General features: G+C 64.0%; 17 protein-coding genes. 12 read left to right on the top strand and 5 right to left on the bottom strand.

Translation table 11 applies throughout. The features are described 5' to 3' along the window. Positions 1-222 precede the first annotated feature (222 nt). Positions 223-972, bottom strand: a complete 750-nt coding sequence (locus BRPE64_RS19785) for an LOG family protein (RefSeq protein ID WP_016355311.1) — start codon at positions 970-972, stop codon at positions 223-225. A 1-nt stretch (position 973) separates the two neighbouring features. On the opposite strand from BRPE64_RS19785, the gene polA reads away from it, so the two are divergent. The 3 genes from polA to BRPE64_RS19770 all read left to right on the top strand — a co-directional run bounded on the left by polA (position 974) and on the right by BRPE64_RS19770 (position 6,335). Continuing rightward, the gene (gene polA / locus BRPE64_RS19780; RefSeq protein WP_044042576.1) at positions 974-3,712 is read left to right on the top strand and encodes a DNA polymerase I; all 2,739 of its coding nucleotides are present in this window, start codon (positions 974-976) and stop codon (positions 3,710-3,712) included. Positions 3,713-3,863: 151 nt separating this feature from the next. Then, complete coding sequence (locus BRPE64_RS19775; RefSeq protein WP_016355309.1) at positions 3,864-5,228, top strand: NAD(P)/FAD-dependent oxidoreductase; 1,365 nt, start codon at positions 3,864-3,866, stop codon at positions 5,226-5,228. Positions 5,229-5,459: 231 nt separating this feature from the next. Next, entirely contained in the window at positions 5,460-6,335 is an 876-nt protein-coding gene (locus BRPE64_RS19770; protein WP_016355307.1) for a dienelactone hydrolase family protein, read from the top strand. Between the two features lie 18 nt (positions 6,336-6,353). Here the strand turns inward: BRPE64_RS19770 and BRPE64_RS19765 are convergent, their stop codons facing one another. Further along, positions 6,354-7,223 (bottom strand): sulfurtransferase, encoded by an 870-nt coding sequence (locus tag BRPE64_RS19765; RefSeq protein ID WP_016355306.1) that lies wholly within the window; start codon positions 7,221-7,223, stop codon positions 6,354-6,356. Positions 7,224-7,332: 109 nt separating this feature from the next. After that, positions 7,333-8,439 carry an aromatic ring-hydroxylating oxygenase subunit alpha gene (locus tag BRPE64_RS19760; protein ID WP_016355305.1) on the bottom strand — a complete coding sequence of 369 codons (1,107 nt, stop codon included), beginning with the start codon at positions 8,437-8,439 and terminating at the stop codon, positions 7,333-7,335. A gap of 310 nt (positions 8,440-8,749) precedes the next feature. Here BRPE64_RS19760 and BRPE64_RS19755 point away from each other — a divergent pair, with 310 nt between their 5' ends. The 4 genes from BRPE64_RS19755 to folE2 all read left to right on the top strand — a co-directional run bounded on the left by BRPE64_RS19755 (position 8,750) and on the right by folE2 (position 12,908). Beyond that, a complete protein-coding gene (locus BRPE64_RS19755; RefSeq protein ID WP_016355304.1) occupies positions 8,750-9,085 on the top strand; it encodes an exodeoxyribonuclease VII small subunit in 336 nt (111 codons plus the stop codon). Further along, entirely contained in the window at positions 9,082-9,969 is an 888-nt protein-coding gene (locus BRPE64_RS19750; protein WP_016355303.1) for a polyprenyl synthetase family protein, read from the top strand. The genes BRPE64_RS19755 and BRPE64_RS19750 overlap by 4 nt, the downstream gene beginning before the upstream one ends. Before the next feature lie 80 nt (positions 9,970-10,049). Continuing rightward, positions 10,050-11,966, top strand: coding sequence for a 1-deoxy-D-xylulose-5-phosphate synthase (gene dxs, locus BRPE64_RS19745; RefSeq protein ID WP_016355302.1), 1,917 nt, complete (start codon positions 10,050-10,052; stop codon positions 11,964-11,966). A 138-nt stretch (positions 11,967-12,104) separates the two neighbouring features. Next, the gene (folE2, locus tag BRPE64_RS19740; RefSeq protein ID WP_016355301.1) at positions 12,105-12,908 is read left to right on the top strand and encodes a GTP cyclohydrolase FolE2; all 804 of its coding nucleotides are present in this window, start codon (positions 12,105-12,107) and stop codon (positions 12,906-12,908) included. Between the two features lie 9 nt (positions 12,909-12,917). Here the strand turns inward: folE2 and BRPE64_RS19735 are convergent, their stop codons facing one another. Next, positions 12,918-13,835 (bottom strand): LysR substrate-binding domain-containing protein, encoded by a 918-nt coding sequence (locus tag BRPE64_RS19735; RefSeq protein WP_016355300.1) that lies wholly within the window; start codon positions 13,833-13,835, stop codon positions 12,918-12,920. 104 nt (positions 13,836-13,939) lie between these two features. Between BRPE64_RS19735 and BRPE64_RS19730 the strand changes: the two genes are divergently transcribed. Together BRPE64_RS19730 and BRPE64_RS19725 are read left to right on the top strand one after the other, a co-directional pair. Next, positions 13,940-15,169: an MFS transporter gene (locus tag BRPE64_RS19730; RefSeq protein WP_044042792.1), complete on the top strand. Its 1,230-nt coding sequence runs from the start codon at positions 13,940-13,942 to the stop codon at positions 15,167-15,169. 35 nt (positions 15,170-15,204) lie between these two features. Further along, entirely contained in the window at positions 15,205-15,831 is a 627-nt protein-coding gene (locus BRPE64_RS19725; RefSeq protein WP_016355298.1) for a glutathione S-transferase family protein, read from the top strand. 18 nt (positions 15,832-15,849) lie between these two features. Here the strand turns inward: BRPE64_RS19725 and tsaD are convergent, their stop codons facing one another. After that, complete coding sequence (tsaD, locus tag BRPE64_RS19720; RefSeq protein ID WP_016355297.1) at positions 15,850-16,878, bottom strand: tRNA (adenosine(37)-N6)-threonylcarbamoyltransferase complex transferase subunit TsaD; 1,029 nt, start codon at positions 16,876-16,878, stop codon at positions 15,850-15,852. 100 nt (positions 16,879-16,978) lie between these two features. Between tsaD and BRPE64_RS19715 the strand changes: the two genes are divergently transcribed. From BRPE64_RS19715 to dnaG, 3 genes are all read left to right on the top strand, one after another. Then, positions 16,979-18,205: a BaiN/RdsA family NAD(P)/FAD-dependent oxidoreductase gene (locus tag BRPE64_RS19715; protein WP_016355296.1), complete on the top strand. Its 1,227-nt coding sequence runs from the start codon at positions 16,979-16,981 to the stop codon at positions 18,203-18,205. Positions 18,206-18,447: 242 nt separating this feature from the next. After that, the gene (locus BRPE64_RS19710) at positions 18,448-18,894 is read left to right on the top strand and encodes a GatB/YqeY domain-containing protein (RefSeq protein ID WP_016355294.1); all 447 of its coding nucleotides are present in this window, start codon (positions 18,448-18,450) and stop codon (positions 18,892-18,894) included. 20 nt (positions 18,895-18,914) lie between these two features. Next, a complete protein-coding gene (gene dnaG, locus BRPE64_RS19705) occupies positions 18,915-20,798 on the top strand; it encodes a DNA primase (protein WP_016355293.1) in 1,884 nt (627 codons plus the stop codon). Positions 20,799-20,890 lie beyond the last annotated feature (92 nt).

Genomic DNA, 20,890 nt, shown 5'->3' with positions numbered 1-20,890 from the left:
ATTCAATTAATAAAAACTATTGATCGGGCGCAAAAATAGCCGCATACGCAAATTGCGCTGCGGCTTTCCTTTACCCTTGGGCGGCGATATTAACGAGTTGAAGCGAGCCAATCAAGCCCGTTCGAAGATTGGCATTCCTAATAGTTCTGGCAACAGATTACGGCAAAGCCGCGCGCCGGCAACGCTCGCCTCGAAATGGAGGCGGCGCGTGCCCGCGATGGATTACAAATAGAACATCCGATCTTCGTCCGACTTGCCTTCCGCCGGCTGCTCGGGGCTGTCTTCGCGATCTTCGTAGAAGCGCAGCACGGCATCGAGCACTTGATCCGGATCGTCGATAACCTGCATCAGGTCCAGATCCTTCGGGCCGATCACGCCGTTGGTCAGCAGCGTGTTCTTGAACCAGTCGAGCAGTCCCGCCCAGAACTCGGCACCGACGAGCACGATCGGCACATGGCGCGACTTCTTCGTCTGGATCAGCGTGAGCACTTCAGCGAGTTCGTCGAGCGTGCCGAAACCGCCGGGCATCACCACGACAGCGTCCGAATTTTTCACGAACGTCACTTTGCGCGTGAAAAAATGACGGAAACGCAGCGAGATGTCCTGCCACTGATTACCCGACTGCTCGTGCGGCAATTCGATGTTCAGGCCGACCGACGGCGACTTGCCCGCGTGCGCGCCCTTGTTGGCCGCCTCCATGATGCCGGGGCCGCCGCCGGAGATCACGGCGAAGCCCGCATCGGAGAATTTCTGCGCGATTTCGATCGTGCGCTGATAGTACGGCGACTCCGGTTTCAGGCGCGCCGAACCATAGATGCTGATGGCAGGGCGGATCTCCGAGAGGTACTCGGTCGCCTCGATAAACTCTGCCATAATCGTGAACATCTGCCACGATGCGCGAGCCTTCTTGGCCGTCGCGCGCTCTTGATCTGCGAGCGATCGCAGACTCGGAATCACTTTTCTCTTGTTCATAATGCCTGAAGAACTAAGTCTTGAAGGTAAGACCCTGCTATTGGTCGACGGTTCTAGTTACTTGTACCGGGCCTACCATGCGATGCCTGACCTGCGTGGTCCCGACGGCGGTCCCACCGGCGCACTGTATGGAATGATCAACATGCTGCGGCGCTTGCGGCGCGAAGTCAATGCAGAGTATAGCGCGTGCGTATTTGATGCCAAAGGCAAGACTTTCCGCGACGACTGGTACGCCGAGTACAAGGCCAACCGCCCCTCGATGCCCGACGACCTCTCCCGGCAGATCGAGCCCATTCACGTCGCCGTGCGCGCACTCGGCTGGCCGCTCGTGATGATCGAAGGCGTCGAAGCCGACGACGTCATCGGTACGCTTGCGGTTCAGGCCGAGAAGCGCGGCATGAAAGTGATCGTCTCGACGGGCGATAAGGATCTGGCTCAGCTCGTGACGGATCATGTCACCCTCATCAATACGATGACCAACGAAACGCTGGACCGCGCGGGCGTGCTCGCGAAGTTCGGCGTGCCGCCCGAACGGATCGTCGATTATCTGTCGCTGATCGGCGATACGGTCGACAACGTGCCGGGCGTCGAGAAGTGCGGACCGAAAACCGCGCTCAAATGGCTTACGCAATACGACACCCTTGATGGCATCGTAGAACATGCGGGCGAGATCAAAGGTGCGGTAGGAGACAATCTGCGCAAGGCTCTCGACTTCCTGCCGATGGCGAGAAAGCTCGTTACCGTGCACACGGAATGCGACCTTGCTTCGCAAATCGAGTCGATCGACGGCACGCTCGCGAGCCGTCCCGAAGCACGTGACGAACTGCGCGACGTGTTCCTGCGTCACGGCTTCAAGACGTGGCTGCGCGAAGTCGAAATCGCCGATGCCGTGGAAGGCCCGACCGATACGCCGCCGGCGGAAGTCACCGAGATCGAGCATCACTACGAGACGGTGCAGACGTGGGAGCAATTCGACGCATGGCTCGCGCGCATCAACGAAGCGGAGATCACGTCGTTCGACACCGAAACCACCTCGCTCGATCCGATGACCGCGCAGATTGTCGGCCTCTCGGTGGCGGTCGAGCCGGGGCATGCGGCCTATATTCCGGTCGCGCATCGCGGGCCGGATGCGCCCGTGCAGTTGCCGCGCGACGAAGTGCTCGCGAAGCTCAAGCCCTGGCTCGAAGATGCATCGAAGAAAAAGGTCGGTCAACATCTCAAGTACGACGAACAAGTGCTTGCCAACTACGGCATCGAGATGCGCGGCGTCGAACACGATACGTTGCTGCAATCGTATGTGCTGGAGTCGCATCGTCCGCACGACATGGACAACCTCGCGTTGCGCCATCTCGGCGTGAAGACCATCAAATACGAAGACGTCGCGGGCAAGGGCGCTTCGCAGATCGGTTTCGACGAAGTGCCGCTCGAACAGGCCGCGGCGTATGCAGCCGAAGATGCGGATATCACGCTGCGTCTGCATCAGGCGCTCTATCCGCAAGTGGCGCGCGAGGAAGGCTTGCTGCATGTGTATCGCGACATCGAGTTGCCGACAGCGCGCGTGCTGCGCAAGATGGAACGTAACGGCGTACTGATCGATCGCGCGAAGCTCGATACGCAAAGCACTGAAATCGCCAAGCGTCTTATCGAACTGCAAGCGCAGGCCTATGAACTCGCGGGCGGCGAATTCAATCTCGGTTCGCCCAAGCAGATCGGCCAGATCTTCTTCGAGAAGCTGCAATTGCCGGTTGTGAAGAAGACGCCGAGCGGCGCGCCTTCCACCGACGAAGAAGTGCTGCAGAAACTTGCGGAAGACTATCCGCTGCCGAAGGTACTGCTCGAACATCGCGGGTTGTCGAAGCTCAAGTCCACGTACACGGACAAGCTGCCGCGCATGGTCAACGCCGACACCGGGCGCGTGCATACGAACTATGCGCAGGCCGTCGCGGTGACGGGGCGTCTTTCGTCGAACGAGCCGAATTTGCAGAACATCCCGGTGCGCACGGGCGAAGGGCGGCGCATTCGCGAAGCGTTCATCGCGCCGCCGGGCAGCAAGATCGTATCGGCCGATTACTCGCAAATCGAGTTGCGCATCATGGCGCACATTTCCGGCGACGAATCGCTGATGCGCGCGTTCACGAACGGCGAAGACGTGCACCGCGCGACCGCATCGGAAGTGTTCAGCGTCACGCCGCTCGAAGTCGACAACGACCAGCGGCGTATCGCGAAGGTCATCAACTTCGGGCTGATCTACGGCATGAGTTCGTTCGGACTCGCGTCGAATCTCGGCATCACGCGCGATGCGGCGAAGCTCTATATCGACCGCTATTTCGCGCGTTATCCGGGCGTCGCGGCGTATATGGAAAACACGCGCGTGAGCGCCAAGGCGAACGGTTTCGTCGAAACCGTGTTCGGGCGGCGGCTGTGGCTGCCGGAAATTAACGGCGGCAGCGGACCGCGTCGCCAGGCTGCCGAGCGCGCGGCCATCAACGCGCCGATGCAGGGCACCGCGGCGGATCTCATCAAACTTTCGATGATCGCCGTGCAGGATTGGCTCGAAACGTCGGGCATCGGTGCGAAGATGATCATGCAGGTCCACGATGAACTCGTGCTCGAAGTGCCTGAAGAGGCGCTTCCGGAAGTCAGGAAGCGCTTACCTGAATTGATGTGCGGCGTCGCGAAACTGAAGGTGCCGCTGGTCGCGGAAGTGGGCGTCGGCAACAACTGGGAAGAGGCGCACTGAAATTCTTCACGCAAGGCATGCGCGGCACGTGTCGCGTATGCCCGACATGTTGGTGACGCGCTTGTTGCCGTCACCGACACTCACGCACAATGGGACCGCAAAGCCGGTCCGGAAACCCGATCGAACAGAAAAAATGGACAGGGAGAGTTCCATGCATCGCTTTATCATCGTCGGCGGAGGGGCTGGCGGACTCGAACTCGCGACTCGTCTCGGCGACCGCTTCGGCTCGACGGACAGCAAGACGCCGCCGAAAGCGCAAGTCACACTCGTCGACCGCAATCCGACGCATATCTGGAAGCCGCTCCTGCATGAAGTCGCCGCAGGCAGTATGGATCCGTTCACGCAGGAACTCGAATATGCCGCGCAAGCGTTGTGGCATGGCTTCGAATTCCAGCAGGGCGAACTCATCGGGCTGAATCGTGCGCAAAAGCGCATCAAGATCGGCGCGTTGCGCGACGACGAAGCGGGCGAACTGCTGCCCGAGCGCGAGCTGGAGTACGACACGCTCGTCATCGCGATCGGCAGTACGACGCATTTCTTTGGCGTCGAAGGCGCGCAGGAAAACTGTATTGCGCTCGATACCGTCGGCCAGGCCGAGCTTTTTCGCAAGCGGCTCATCGCGGCCTGCATGCGCGCCGAGCACTTCGCGCCCGAACCTGTTGCGGCCGGCGTGGACGAAGCCGAAAACGACCCGGGCGTCGATCCGGTGCCGCGCATTCAGGTGGCGATCGTCGGCGCGGGCGCGACGGGCGTCGAATTGTCGGCGGAACTGCGCAACACGGCGCAGGTGCTGTCCGCTTACGGATTGCACAAGCTCGATCCGAAACACGACATCGGCATCGTGCTAATCGAAGCCGGGCCGCGCATTCTGCCAGCCTTGCAGGAGCGCGTCTCGACGGCGACCGCCGAGTTGCTCACCAAACTCGGCGTGAAGCTGCTGACCAGCGAAACCGTCGCACACGTCTCCCGCGATTCGATCCGCACCGCGAGCGGCAAGATCATCCGCGCGGACCTTACCGTGTGGGCGGCGGGCATCAAGGCGCCCGCGATCCTGTCCAATCTCGACGGCCTGCCGACCAATCGCCTCGGCCAGTTGAACGTGCGCCGCACGCTGCAAACCGAAATCGACGACAACGTTTTCGCGCTGGGCGATTGCGCCGCGTGTCCGTGGCCCGGCAACGAACGCAACGTTCCGCCGCGCGCGCAGGCCGCGCATCAGCAGGCGAGCTTCCTGTTCAAGTCGTTCGTGCGGCTCCTGGAGGGCAAGCCGCTGCCCGACTACACCTATCGCGATTTCGGCTCGCTGGTATCGCTCGGACATTACAGCGCGGTCGGCAACCTGATGGGCGGACTGATCGGCGGAAACATGCTGATCGAGGGGCTGTTCGCGCGCTTCATGTACATGTCGCTCTACCGGCTGCATATCGCCGCGCTGCACGGCTACGCGCGCATGGTGCTCGATACCGTCGCGCACTGGCTGCGCCGTTCCACCGCTCCCCGCGTAAAGCTGCACTGACACGGAATAGATCGGCTGCGCCGTTCGTTCAAAGCTGTTTAGAATGGGCGGCGCGCGCGAGGCAGCGCGCGTGAAGGCGATGCGTTCTGTCGCTCGCCCGTTCATAGTCGTGCAGCGCCGCGCATCGTGACGCCTTGAACACGCGCGCGGTTTCACGGATTTACGCCGTCGCGCGGGTGAGCAGGCGCTCGCATCGACGGCGTCTTGGCGGCCTTGCCGCGGGAGCTTCGTATGCTAGACCCTGAAGTCGATAGCCTCATTCCGCACGTCCCGTTCAATCGACGCACCTTCATCAAGGCAACCTTCGGCACCGGCTTCGCGGCTGCGGTGCTGCCGGTCTCCGCGCAAACCATCCATACCGACGACACCGGTCTCGAAGCGGGCGCCATAGGCATTCGCGGCGCGGACGGTGTGCTCGTGCCGGCGTATCGCGCGCAGCCCAAGGGCAAGACACATCTGCCGGTGATTATCGTGATTCACGAGATTTTCGGCGTCCACGAGCATATCGCCGATGTCTGCCGGCGCTTCGCCAAGCAGGGCTATCTCGCCATCGCGCCGGACCTCTACACGCGTCAGGGCGATGCGTCGGCATACAAGTCGATGCAGCAACTCAACGAGCAGATCGTGTCGAAGGTGTCGGATGCGCAGGTGATCTCGGATATCGATCAGACCGTCAAATGGGCGGACGAGCACGGCGGCGATCCGAAGCGCGTGGGTATCACGGGTTTCTGCTGGGGCGGGCGCTTCGCGTGGCTCTACGCCGAGCACAATCCGAACTTGAAGGCGGCGGTGGCGTGGTACGGACGGCTCGCCGGCAACAAGACGGAGAAGACGCCGATCAATCCGATTGATCTCGCGAGCCAGTTGAAAGTGCCCGTGCTCGGGCTATACGGGCGGCAGGATCAGAGCATTCCGCAGGACACGATCGAGCAGATGAAGCAGGCGCTCGCCAACGATCCGCCGCCGGCCAGAAACTCGCAGTTCGTCGTCTACGACGACGCGCCGCATGCGTTCTTCGCGGATTATCGTCCGAGCTATCGCAAGGCGGACGCCGAGGACGGCTGGAAGCGCGCGCTCGCGTGGTTCCGCGAGCACGGCGTCAAGTAACGCGGCTCAGGGCTCAGCTTAAGGCTTCGGGCCCGTCGCGACGGGGCGGCCCGGATCGGCACTCCATTCGCTCCACGAGCCGGGATACAGCGCCGCGCCGTGGAGCCCGGCGATTTCCATCGCGAGCGCGTTATGGCACGCCGTCACGCCCGATCCGCATTGCAGAACGATGCGGTCCGGCTGCGTCGCGCCGATCAGCGAGCCGAACGCCTCGCGCAGTTCGTGCGCGGTCTTGAAGCGGCCTTCCGCCGTCAGATTCTCTTTGAAGAAGTGATTGAGCGCGCCCGGAATATGCCCGCCGACGGGATCGAGCGTCTCGTTCTCGCCGCGATAGCGATCGGCAGCGCGCGCATCGATCAACAGATGATCGCGCGTGCCGATGCTGCGTTCGATTGCCTGTGCGTCGATGGTCACCTGAAGCGGCGCGGCCGCCTTGAACGTGCCTTGCGTCTTGGGCGGCACGGCGGCGTCGAGCGGCTTGCCCGCGGCTTCCCATGCCGCCAGCCCGCCGTCGAGCACCGCGACCGAGTCGTGTCCCAGCCAGCGCAGCAGCCACCAGAGGCGCGCGGCATACATGCCGCCCTGCGCGTCATAAGCGACCACTTGCTGGCCTTCGTTCAGCCCGAAGCTCGCAAGTTTCGCGACGAGCGCCGCACGTTCCGGCAACGGATGACGTCCGTTCGTGCCGGTCTTCCCGCCCGACAGATCGCGATCCAGATGAAGATAATGCGCGCCGGGAATATGCCCTTGGGCGTAGGCCGCTTCACCGGATTGCGGGGCGGCGAGATCGAAGCGGCAATCGAAAACGAGCACGCTGCCGGGAGCGGCGGCGAGGCGCTCGGCGAGATTCGTCGCCGAAATGAGCGTGGTGTAGTGAGTGTGCGGCATGACGGCTCCTGAAGCGGCGCTTGTAGTGCGTGGATGTTGTTAGTCTAAACAAAAAGACGAGCCCGAAAGCTCGTCTTTTCATGAAGACCCAAGCGTGACTACAGCGCGTTCAGAGGGTCCCGAGTTGATGCCGCAGAAACTCGTGGAAATGCTGCATGCCGGATTCCATCGGGCTTTGGTACGGACCGACCTGGTTCTCGCCGCGCGACATGAGCGCGCGCCGGCCGGCGTCCATGCGCTCGGCGATCTCGTCGTCCTCGCGCGCGGTTTCCATGTACGCGGCGCGCTCCGCCTCGATGAAATCGCGCTCGAACAGCGCAATTTCCTCGGGGTAATAGAACTCGACGATATTCGTCGTCTTCTGCGTGCCCTGCGGAATCAGCCACGACACGACCAGCACGTGCGGATACCACTCGATCATCAGACCGGGGTAATACACCATCCAGATCGCGCCGAACTCAGGCGGCGTGCCGTTACGGAAGCGCAGGACTTCATCGTGCCATTTGCGATAGGTCGGGCTGCCGGGCTTTTCCAGATTCTTGTGGACGCCCACGGTCTGCACGCTGTACCAGTCGCCGAATTCCCATTCGAGGTTGTCGCACGACACGAAGCTGCCGAGCCCCGGATGGAACGGCGCGACGTGATAATCCTCCAGATAGACCTCGATGAAGGTCTTCCAGTTGTAGTTGCACTCGTGCACTTCGACGTGATCGAACATGAAGCCCGAGAAGTCGAAATGGCGCGCCGTGCCCAGCTTCGCGAGATCGGCCGCGACATTGCGGCCCTCGGCCTCGAAGAGCAGGCCTTGCCAGTTCTGCAGCGGCGTCTGGCCGAGGTTGAGACAGGGCTTGTCCGCGAAATGCGGCGCGCCGAGCAGCTGACCATTCAGGGCATAGGTCCAGCGATGCAGCGGGCAGACGATGTTGTCCGCGCTGCCGCGGCCGTTGAGCATGATCGCCTGACGATGGCGGCACACGTTCGACAGCAGTTCGATATTGTTCTGCTGATTACGGACGAGCACGCGCCCTTCGCCCTCGCCGGGGAGCGCGAAATAGTTTCCCGCCTCGGGCACCATGAGTTCGTGCCCGATGTAGCGTGGACCCTGCTTGAAAAGTGTGTCGAGTTCGCGCGTAAGAAGCGCTTCGTCAAAGTAAGCCGTGACTGGCAGCTGGCTATGAAATGCCTTTAGCTGCAATGCATTGCTCAGATTGGACATTCCCACTCCCGTTAAGACGTGAAAGCAGTGAACAACCCAACCATCGAAGATTCGATTTAGGGAGCCCGCGATTATACCGAATTCCGCCACAACGGGGCGCTTAAGGTCTTGATTTGGGTATAAATTGACGCGAGAGTTCCGCGCAATCGCGCGGCAGACGAGCGCGGATCGCATGCTTCGGAAGGATTGACGCAGAATGCCGAAAGGCAGTTTTGAGAGTTCTGGATGGACCGGATGCGGGTCGAAATTTTATCTTTTGCCGTAGAATGTGCGACTTGGCTCCAAATATTCAATTGCTCATCCACGATTCATGGCGAAAACCGCTGTTCAGGAAACAGGCGAGGCAACCGGCGCCGACGCGCCCGGCGCAGAGACTGCGCGGCTTCCGGAGAATTATGAAGCGGCCCTGGCCGAACTCGAATCGCTCGTGGCGCGCATGGAAGAGGGCGCGCTGAGTCTCGAGGAATCGCTTGCGGCATACCGCCGCGGCGCAGCGCTTGTGGGTTTTTGCCAACAGCAGCTCGAAAAAGTCGAGCAGCAGGTGCGCGTACTCGATGGCGAGACGCTCAAGCCGCTGCCCGCCGAGGTACAGCGCGCCACCCAGGCTACAGGAGCCACGAACGACAACGGGGACGACGACTTATGACCTTCGAACAATGGATGCGCGCGACGCTCGACCGCGTCGAAACAGCGCTGGAACACTATCTTCCGGGCACCGACACCGCCCCGGCGCGGCTGCATGAGGCCATGCGCTATGCGGTGCTGGGCGGCGGCAAGCGCGTGCGCCCGCTGCTCGTCCACGCGGCCGGCGAACTGACCGGCGCGAGCGCGCACGCGGCGGAAGCGGCGAGCGCGGCGCTGGAAATGATTCACGTCTATTCGCTGGTGCATGACGACATGCCCGCCATGGACGACGACGCACTGCGCCGGGGTAAGCCCACGGTACACGTCCAATATGACGAAGCGACGGCACTGCTCGTCGGCGACGCGCTGCAATCGCAGGCGTTCGTCGCGCTGACGGCCGAAAGCAATGGTCTGAACGATAGCCAGCAGGCCGCGCTCGTGCGCGAACTGGCGCTCGCGAGCGGCTCGCTCGGCATGGCGGGCGGTCAGGCCATCGATCTGGAAAGCGTCGGCCGGAAGCTGTCGCGCCCGGAGCTCGAAACCATGCATCGCAAGAAAACGGGCGCGTTGCTGCGCGCGTCGGTGCGCATGGGCGCGCTGGCGGGTACGCCGCCCGGGCCCGCTGCGCTCGCGGCGCTCGACCAGTATGCTGCTGCAATCGGCCTCGCGTTTCAGGTGGTGGACGACATTTTGGACGTCACCGCCGACTCCGCGACGCTCGGCAAGACCGCCGGCAAGGACGCGCAGCACGACAAGCCGACCTACGTATCCATCATCGGCCTCGATGCGTCGCGCGAACTCGCCGCGCAGCTCGGCCGCGACGCGCACGCCGCCATCCAGACGTTCGGTGCACGCGGCCAGCGTCTGGCCGAGCTCGCCGATCTGGTCGTGAACCGCGTGAATTAACCGTTGAACGCGTGACGAACCCCACGGCGCCGAACATCGCGCTGAACGAATCACGCCAGTTTTCCTAAAATGGGACGACGATGTACGACCTGCTGAAATCCATCGACGATCCGGCCGATTTGCGCGCCCTCGATCGACGCCAACTGCAACCGCTCGCCGACGAGCTGAGAGCCTACGTGCTCGACAGCGTCTCGCAAACGGGCGGCCATCTGTCGTCCAATCTGGGCACGGTCGAGCTGACGATCGCGCTGCACTATGTGTTCGATACACCTGCTGACCGAATCGTCTGGGACGTCGGCCATCAGACGTATCCGCACAAGATCCTGACCGGCCGCCGCGACCAGATGCCCGGCTTGCGCCAGCTCGGCGGCATCTCCGGTTTCCCGCGCCGCAGCGAGTCCGAATACGACACCTTCGGCACCGCGCATTCGAGCACGTCGATTTCGGCGGCGCTCGGCATGGCGGTCGCCAACAAGCTGCAGGGCGACAACCGCTATTCGATCGCCGTGATCGGCGACGGCGCGATGACCGCCGGCATGGCCTTCGAGGCGATGAACAACGCGGGCGTCGCCGACGACCTGCCGCTGCTCGTCATCCTGAACGACAACGACATGTCGATTTCGCCGCCGGTCGGCGCGCTGAATCGCCATCTCGCGCGCCTGATGTCGGGCCGCTTCTACGCCGCCGCGCGCGCGGGCGTCGAACGCGTGCTGCGCGCCGCGCCGCCCATGCTCGACCTCGCGCGCAAGCTCGAAGAGCACGCGAAAGGCATGATCGTGCCGGCCACGCTGTTCGAAGAATTCGGCTTCAACTACATCGGGCCGATCGACGGCCACGATCTCGACTCGCTGGTCCCGACGCTGCAGAACATCAAGGAATTGCGCGGTCCGCAGTTCCTGCACGTCGTGACGAAGAAGGGCCAGGGCTACAAGCTCGCGGAAGCCGATCCGGTGCTCTATCACGGCCCGGGCAAGTTCAATCCGGCGGAAGGCATCAAGCCGTCGACGGCGCCGTCGAAGAAAACCTACACGCAAGTGTTCGGCGAATGGCTGTGCGACGCCGCCGCGCAGGATTCGCGCGTCGTCGGCATCACGCCGGCCATGCGCGAAGGCTCCGGCATGGTCGAGTTCGAGAAGCGCTTCCCGGACCGCTATTTCGATGTCGGCATCGCCGAGCAGCACGCCGTGACGTTCGCAGGCGGGCTGGCGGCAGACGGCATGAAGCCGGTCGTCGCGATCTACTCGACCTTCCTGCAACGCGGGTACGACCAGTTGATCCACGACGTCGCGCTGCAGAATCTGCCGGTCGTGTTCGCGATCGATCGTGCGGGCCTCGTCGGCGCGGACGGCGCGACGCACGCGGGCAACTACGATCTCGCGTTCCTGCGCTGCATCCCGAACATGACGGTGATGGCCGCATCGGACGAAAACGAGTGCCGCCAGATGCTCTACACGGCGTTGCAGCAGCCGAACCCGACGGCCGTGCGCTATCCGCGCGGCGCGGGCACGGGCGTCGCGACCGTCAAGCAGATGACCGCGATTCCTGTCGGCCGTGGCGAGATTCGCCGCGAGTCGTCGCAGAAGCTCGGTTCGGGCAAACGCATTGCGATTTGCGCGTTCGGCACGATGGTCGCGCCGTCGCTCGCCGTCGCGGAAGAACTCGATCTGACCGTGGCGAACATGCGCTTCGTGAAGCCAATCGACGCCGACTTGCTGCGCGAACTCGCCGCGACGCACGACGCCATCGTGACGATCGAAGAAGGCGCGATCATGGGCGGCGCGGGCTCGGCGTGTGTCGAAGCGCTGCTCGCAAGCTCGGTTGTCAAGCCTGTGCTGCAACTCGGTCTGCCGGACACGTTCATCGATCACGGCGATCCCGCGAAGCTGCTCGCGAGCGTCGGGCTGGATGCGGGCGGCATCGCCCGTTCGATCCGCGAGCGTTTCATCAACGCCGTCGAAAGTGCGCACGCAGGCAAGCTGACCAAGCGCGTCGCCTGACGCGGCACGGTCTCACGGCGCGCCGGGGCGCGTCGTGCAAAATCGCTTAGGCACACGGCGCGGGCATCGTCCCGCGCCGTGTGCGCTTCAACGTTTCGAACCGCTCGCGTGAGGACGCGGCGCATAAGGAAAAAAAAGATGAATCAGATGAATCCCGCCTTCGTGATGCCCGACGTTCAAAGCACGCCCGACACGCGTCAGATCGCGATTTCCCGCGTCGGTGTGAAAGGCGTGCGGCATCCGTTGTCGGTGCGCACGGCGAGCGGCGTGCAGCCGAGCATCGGCGTGTGGAATCTGGACGTGCATCTGCCCGCTGAGCAAAAGGGCACGCACATGTCGCGCTTCGTCGCGCTGCTCGAAGAGAACCGCGAGCCGCTCGATCAGGCCGCGCTGCGCACGCTGCTCGCCGCGATGCTGACGAAGCTCGAAGCGCATTCGGGGCGCATCGAAGTGAGCCTGCCGTACTTCGTGATGAAGACCGCGCCGGTGTCCGGCGTGCAGAGCCTGCTCGATTACGAGGTGACGTTCATCGCCGAGAAGCGCGACGGACAGACGCGCATGTCGATGAAAGTGCTCGTGCCCGTCACGAGCCTGTGCCCGTGCTCTAAGCAGATTTCGCAATACGGCGCGCACAATCAACGCTCGCACGTGACGATCACGGCGGAACTGGCGGGCGAGGTTGCCGTGGAGGAATTGATTCGTATCGCCGAGGAAGAGGCGTCGTGCGAACTGTGGGGCTTGCTCAAGCGTCCCGACGAGAAGTTCGTGACCGAGCGCGCGTACGAAAACCCGAAGTTCGTCGAAGATCTCGTGCGCGACGTCGCGACGCGCCTGAACGCGGATGCGCGCATCGTCGCGTATGTGCTCGAAGCCGAGAACTTCGAGTCGATCCACAATCACAGCGCGTATGCGGTGATCGAATCGACCCGGCGCGACGCCTAAGTCCGCTTTTCAGGCGAGCGCCGTTTCCGACGAAACGTGCGCTTCCCGCACCGACGCCATCACCAGCGACGCCAGCCGCTCCACCGGCGGCGACGCACTTCCCGCCGCGCGATGCAGCGCCAGCGGAATCGAAGGCAGCGCGGGCAGCCCGGATTCATCGTCTTCGAGTGCGCGCATCGTCGACGGCAATCCGTAGGTCGTGCGTACCGTCACACCGAGACCCGCCGCCGCTGCGGCCCACAATCCCGCCAGACTCGGGCTCGTGAACGCCACCCGCCACTTGATGCCCGCGCGATCCAGCGCCGCCGCCGCCGCGCTGTGAAACAGGCACGGACGATCGAACGCGATGAGCGGCAACGGCTCGCCGGAATCGTATTGCCACGGCACCGTCGATGACGCGATCCAGCGCATCGACGGCGTGGCGATCGGCTCGGCGATCATCGCGGCGTTGCTTTCGTCGGTGACGCCGCTCGCGCCCCAGACGAGCGCGAGATCGAGCTGTCCGGTGTCGATTCGCTCCAGCAGTTCCGTGTTGCGGGCCACGCGCGCTTCGATGCGCACTTTCGGATGCGCCCGCGCGAAGCGGCCGAGCACGTCCGGCAGCACGACTTCGCCGAAATCCTCCTGTAGCCCAAGCCGAATCCAGCCTTCCAGATCGACGCCGCGAATTGCCACGGCGGCTTCGTCGTTCAGTTCGACGAGGCGGCGCGCGTAGCCGAGCATCACCTCGCCCGCGTCGGTCAGCGCGAGTCCGCGCCCGGCCTTGCGAAAGAGCGTGGTGCCCGCCTGTTCCTCCAGCTTGCGGATCTGCGCGCTGATGGCCGAGGTCGAGCGCCCGACCCGATCCGCCGCTTTCGCGAAACTGCCGAGGTCCATGCCCGCGACGAAGCTGCGCAGCACGGCTAAATCGAATGTCGTCTGGCTCATGGCGATCGTCCTGATTTTCTGAATGGAGGATGAAAAACTTTGCGATTTTCAGGATTATCGTAAGCCTTCAAACTGGCCGCAGTCAAATCCACCTGGACTGCATGATGGCTACTCCACTTGCATTGAAATCGAAGAACGCCGCCGCGCTCGACGGCGGACACCGCTGGAAGGTGCTGGGCGTCGGCGTTGCGGCGAACGCAAGTTTCTCGGCCGCGGCGGCGGGCATTCCGACCACGGCCGTGTGGCTGCGCAGCGGCTATCACCTGAGCAACGGCGAACTCGGGCTCGTGCTCGGCGCGCTGGGTCTGGGCGTCGCGCTCTCGGAGTTGCCGTGGGGCGTGCTGACGGATCGCTGGGGCGATCGGCCCGTGTTGCTGACCGGTCTGCTATCGACGGCCGCCGTTCTTATTGCGATGAGCGGCTTCGTCGTGCCGTCGGCGGGCATGCTCGGCTGGCTCGTGTTCGCGATGTGCGTGCTCGGCCTTTTGGGCGGCAGCGTCAACGGATCGAGCGGGCGCGCGGTGATGGCGTGGTTCACCGAAGGCGAGCGCGGTCTCGCGATGAGCATCCGGCAAACGGCGGTGCCGCTAGGCGGGGGCATCGGCGCGGCGCTGCTGCCTTGGCTGGCGTCGTCGCATGGATTCGCGGCGGTGTTCGGCGCGCTGGCCGCGATGTGCGCGACGTCGGGCGTCTTCGCCTGGCGCTGGCTCCACGAGCCGCCGGACGCGATCCGGCCCGCGCCCCGCAGCGACGGCGCCGCGCCGCTCAGGAACGCGCTGGTCTGGCGCGTCGTGCTCGGCATCGGCGTTCTGTGCGTGCCGCAATTTGCGGTGCTGACCTTCGCGACCGTCTTCCTGCACGACGCCGGGCGCTTCGGCGTGCCCGCGATCAGCGCGACGATGGGCGCCGTCCAGCTCGGCGCAATGACGATGCGCGTCTGGAGCGGACGGCACACCGACCGTCGCGGCAACCGGCGCGCGTATATGCGGGCGTCCGTGCTTGTGGCATCGGCTTCGTTCGTTGCGCTGGCGGCGGCGACCGCATGCGGTGTCGCGGAGGCGCCCGTGCTGCTCGCGGCGATGCTCGTCTTCGCGGGCGTCTGCGTGTCGGCATGGCACGGCGTCGCGTACACCGAACTGGCGACGCTCGCCGGCACCGCGCGCGCCGGAACTGCGCTCGGCATGGCGAACACGGCCGTCTACGCTGGCTTCTTCGTGACGCCGCTCGTCATTCCGCACGTGCTCGCGGCCGGTTCGTGGACCATCGTCTGGCTCGCGACGGGCGTGTGCGCGCTGATCGCGTTGCCGTTGTTTCCGAAGCCCGCGCGCCCTTAAACTGGTCGTTCGGACCATCGACCACGGAGCGCATCTTGATTCTCATCGGCCAGTACGATTCCCCGTTCGTGCGGCGCGTGGCCATCGCGCTGAATCTTTACGGCATGGCGTATGAGCATCGTCCGTGGTCGGTGTTCGGCGACGCCGACAAGATCGCGCCGTTCAATCCGCTGATCCGCGTGCCGACGCTCGTGCTCGATTCCGGCGACGTGTTGATCGAAAGCGCGCTGATCCTCGATCATCTCGACGAACAGGCGGGCGACGCGCGCGCGATGATCGCATCGAGCGGGCCGGAACGCCGTCAGGCTTTGAAGGTCTGCGCGCTCGCGACCGGCCTCGCCGACAAGGCCGTCGCGCTGGTCTACGAACGCGTGCTGCACAAGGAAAGGTCGCAGACTTGGGTGTCACGCTGCACGGGTCAGGTGGAACGCGTGCTGGACGCGCTCGAAGCCGACCGCGCCGCGCGCCCGACGCCGTATTGGTTCGGCGATTCAATCGGTCACGCGGATATCGCCGTGGGCTGCGCGCTGCGTTTCGCGCGCGAGGCGCATCCGGAGATGTTCAGTGCGACGCGCTGGCCGGCGCTCATCGGCCATAGCGATCACTGCGAGACGCTGCCGGTCTTCAAGTCGATCGTGCAGCCGTTCAATCCGCCGAAATAGCACGCGCAGGCAGGAATATCAGGCGCGCGCCAGCGAAGTGAGATCCCAGCGCGGCTTCACGGTGAACGCGTAATCGCGCACTGCCTGCTCCGGCCAGCGCGACAGACGCAGCGCACCGGCGAGCGCGATCATCGCGCCGTTGTCGGTGCACAGCGACAGATCGGGATAGTGGACATCGAAGCGGCGCTTTTTCGCCGCCGCCGACAGCGCCTCGCGCAACTGCCGGTTCGCGCCCACGCCGCCCGCCACGACGAGGCGTTTCAGGCCCGTCTTTTTCAGCGCGGCAAGCGATTTGGCGACGAGCACATCCACGGCGGCATCGACGAAACCGCGCGCGAGATCGGCCTTCGCCTGCTCGCATACGTTGTTGCCGAGCTTGCGGCTCTGGGTGAGCACGGCCGTCTTCAAGCCGCTGAAACTGAAATCGAGGTCGCCGGAATGGAGCATCGGACGCGGCAGCGCGACCGCGCCCGGCGTGCCGAACTCCGCGAGCCGCGACACTTCCGGTCCGCCAGGATAGCCCAGGCCAAGCAGCTTCGCGGTTTTGTCGAAGGCTTCGCCGGCGGCGTCGTCGAGCGTTTCACCGAGGGTTTCGTAGACGCCGACATCGCTCACGCGCATCAGTTGCGTGTGTCCGCCGGACACGAGCAGCGCGACGAACGGAAAGGGCGGCGGTTCATCGACGAGAAGCGGCGACAGCAAATGCCCTTCGAGATGATGGATGCCGACGGTCGGTTTGTCCCATGCCATTGCCAGCGCATTGGCGATGCTCGCGCCCACCAGCAGCGCGCCCGCGAGCCCCGGGCCTTGCGTGAACGCGATGGCGTCGATGTCGCCGCGCTCGGCGCCGGACTTCGCCAGCACCTCTTCCAGCAGCGGCAGCGCGCGCCGGATGTGATCGCGCGAAGCCAGTTCCGGCACGACGCCGCCGTAATCGCGATGCATCGCGATCTGCGAGTGGAGGGCGTGCGCAAGCAGGCCGCGCCCGGTGTCATACAGGGCGAGGCCGGTTTCGTCGCAGGAGCTTTCGATGCCGAGAACGAGCATGGGATTGACGCTCAGGAGGTAACAGAAAAGTATAGCAGCGGCGACCGGCACGCGTGGCGCCGTCCGGGCGCATTGCGGCGCAGCGGTTAAAATGCGCGCCATGGAATCCTTCGATATTGCCGTCATCGGCGCGGGCGCGGCCGGCATGATGTGCGCGGCCGTGGCCGCTCAGTCCGGGCGCCGCGTCGTGCTCATCGATCACGCCGAGCGGCTTGCCGAGAAAATCCGCATCTCCGGCGGCGGGCGCTGCAACTTCACCAACATCAACGCGCAACCGGCGAATTTTTTGTCGGCGAATCCGCACTTCTGCCGCTCGGCGCTCGCGCGCTATACGCCGCGCGATTTTCTCGCGCTGCTCAAGCAATACCGCGTCAAGTGGCACGAGAAGCACAAGGGCCAGCTTTTCTGCGACGACTCGAGCGAATCGATCATCGATCTGCTGAAAAGCGAGTGCGATGCAGGCGGCGTCGCGTGGCGGCGGCCGGTCGCGGTGCACGAGATTCGTCACGACGGCGCACGCTTCACGCTCGACACGACCGCGGGCGCGATCGGCGCGGCGGCGCTCGTCATCGCGACGGGCGGCTTGTCGATTCCGAAGATCGGCGCGACGGATTTCGGCTATCGCGTCGCAAAGCAGTTCGGCCACAAGCTCGTCGATACCCGTCCGGCGCTCGTGCCGCTCACCTTCACCTCCGCCGACTGGGCGCCGTTCGCTGCGCTCTCGGGGCTGTCGCTGCCGGTGCGCATCAGTGCGGGGAAAGGCAAGACGCGCGGCGAGTTCGACGAAGATTTGCTGCTCACGCATCGCGGCGTGTCGGGGCCGGGCGTGCTGCAGATATCGAGTTACTGGAACACGTCGGAGGCGATTCACGTCAACCTGCTTCCCGATGCCGACGCCACCGAACTTCTGCTCGAAGCGAAAGCCGGGTCGAAGAAGCAGATCGGCAATTTTCTGGCCGAGCACGTGCCCGCGCGTCTCGCGCACGCGTGGCTGGAGGCGCAGCGGGTTGCCATCGACGCGCGGCTCGCCGATCTTCCCGACCGCAGCTTGCGTGCGCTCGGCGCGTCGCTGTCCGACTGGACGCTCACGCCGAGCGGCACGGAAGGCTATCGCAAGGCGGAGGTCACGCGCGGCGGCGTCGACACGCGCGAGCTCTCTTCCGCGACGATGATGAGCGAGCGCATCGCCGGCCTTTATTTCATCGGCGAGGCGGTGGACGTCACCGGCTGGCTCGGCGGCTACAACTTTCAGTGGGCATGGGCGTCGGGCGTCGCGGCGGGCAAGGCCGCGGCCGAGTTCGCGCGCGACGCCGCGACCGTCGCCTGAGCGCGTTTTCACGGGGTTTTGGCGAGTCTCGAAACGCGAACCCGTTTGCTATACTCAGACAGTCATCGGAGGATTCTCTCCGCACTGGCTGGCGTCAAACAGTGATGGCGGCGCGTGTCGTCGCCGTCCGGAACGGCCCGTTAAAAGTCCCGCTTGAGGAGGCGTTCCCAAGCGGGTTTTTGCTTTCGCGGCCTGGCCGGCGCCGGCTGGAATTCAACTTTCGTAATTGCACCGGGTGAACGATGAGCCTCAAGGACCAGATCAACGACGACATGAAGACTGCCATGCGCGCGCGCGAAACCGAGCGCCTCGGCACGATTCGACTGCTGCTCGCGGCAATCAAGCAGCGTGAAGTCGACGATCGCGTCACGCTCGACGATGCGGCCGTCACCGCTGTCGTCGACAAGATGATCAAGCAGCGCAAGGATTCGATCAGCCAGTTTCAGGCCGCCGGCCGCGACGATCTCGTCGCGAAGGAAAATGCCGAACTCGTCGTGCTGTCCGGCTATATGCCCGAGCAGCTTTCCGCCGATGCGATCGCCGCCGAGATTCAGGCCGCCGTCGCCGCGACGGGCGCCGCGGGCCCGCAGGACATGGGCAAGGTGATGGGCGTGCTCAAGCCGAAACTGGCCGGCAAGGCGGACATGACGGCGGTTTCGGCGCAGGTGAAGGCCGCGCTGGCCAAGTAACTCAAGCGCGCCCGCCCACGTTGATTCCGCACGCATTCCTGCAGGACTTGCTCAACCGCGTCGATATCGTCGACGTGGTGGGTCGCTACGTCCAGTTGAAAAAGGGCGGCGCGAACTTCATGGGCCTGTGCCCGTTTCACAACGAGAAAAGCCCGTCGTTCACCGTCAGCCCGACCAAGCAGTTCTATCACTGCTTCGGCTGCGGCGCGCACGGCACGGCCATCGGCTTTCTCATGGAGCACACCGGCCTCACGTTTCCCGAGGCTGTAAAAGATCTAGCGCAGGGCGCCGGATTGACGGTGCCGCAGGAGCCGTCGTCCAACTTTCGCGGCGGCGGCGGTGGTGGTGGCGTCGAGAGCGCGCCGAGCAAGGCCGTCAGCGTCGCGCTCACGGAAGTCATGCAGACCGCGTGCGATTTTTATCGCAAGCAATTGCGCGGCGCGCCGAACGCCATCGCGTATCTGAAGAATCGCGGTTTGACCGGCGAAGTCGCCGCGCGCTTCGGACTGGGCTACGCGCCCGACGGCTGGCAAAGCCTCGAGACGGCGTTTCCCGATTATCGGAACGAGAATCTCGTCGAAGCGGGTCTCGTGATCGTCAGCGAAAAAACCGATTCGCAAGGTCAGGCGCGCCGCTACGACCGCTTTCGCGAGCGCGTGATGTTCCCCATCCGTAACGTGAAGGGCAACGTGATCGGCTTCGGCGGGCGCGTGCTCGACGGCGGCGAGCCCAAGTATCTGAACTCGCCGGAAACGCCGCTCTTCAGCAAGGGCAGCGAACTCTACGGACTTTTCGAGGCGCGGCTCGCAATTCGCGAACTGGGCTACGTGCTGGTCGTCGAAGGGTATATGGATGTCGTCGCGCTGGCGCAACTTGGTTTCGCGAACGCGGTGGCGACGCTCGGCACGGCCTGTACGCCGGTCCACGTGCAAAAACTCTTTCGTCAGACGGATACAGTGGTATTCAGCTTCGACGGCGATTCAGCCGGCCGGCGCGCCGCACGCCGGGCGCTGGAGGCGGCGTTGCCGCACGCGGCGGACAATCGCACGATCAAGTTTCTGTTTCTGCCGAAAGAGCACGATCCGGACAGCTACGTGCGCGAGTTCGGCACGGACGGTTTCGGCGAGCAGGTCGATCGCGCCATGCCGTTGTCGCAATTCCTGCTGAACGAGGTGTTGAACGACAAGGAACTGGAGCAGCCCGAAGGCCGCGCGAAGGCGCTCTTCGATGCCAAGCCGCTGCTTCAGGCGCTGCCCGCGAACGCGTTGCGGGTGCAGATTCTGCATATGCTCGCGGACCGGCTCGATACGCCGTTCACCGAGATCGCCGCGTTATGCGACATCGATTCACGTGCGGCCGCGGTGGCTCGCGCGAATGTGCCGAAGAGCGAACGCCGTCGCGTGATCGGGCAGGAGCAGCGTGCGCTACGCAATCTGGTGATGTATCCGGGCATTGCGGCATCGCTCGATCAGGACAGCGAGCGCACGCTCGTAACAATGACCGAGCACGGCGAACTGTTCAGCGAAGTGATCTCCCACGCGCGCGAACTGGGCGGCGCGGCGGAGTTCCAGTTGCTATCGGAGATTTTGAGAAATGCAACAAACGCACCCACGTACGACGATATCTTCCAGGAAATTCTCGCCTATGATGAAAACGTTCGCGATCTATTGATGCGTGATCCGTCCGACGAGGACGCGGCGCAGCGAGTGGAGGAGCAGAAGCGCCTGCTCGCGGAAGAATTGCAGGCGACGGTCCTGAAATTGCGCCACGACAGCTATCGAGCGCGTCTGGACCAGTTGGCGCGGCAGTCGAGCTTGTCGGCGGAAGAGGTCGCGGAGTTTTCGGATCTCTCGGCGCGGGTCGCGCAAATCAAGGCGGGACGGGCGGCGAGCCAGGATCACTGAAGGTGGAATGCTATAATAAAAAGTTCAAAACGAGTTGCTTTTTGTCAACTGTTTGCAATTTTTGACGGTTGCCTGATTGCGGGGCGGAGTGA

Origin of the sequence: Caballeronia insecticola (assembly GCF_000402035.1) — a bacterium.
Lineage (GTDB): Bacteria > Pseudomonadota > Gammaproteobacteria > Burkholderiales > Burkholderiaceae > Caballeronia > Caballeronia insecticola.
Note: the sequence above shows the minus strand (reverse complement) of the source record. Positions and strands in the feature narration are given on the sequence as shown.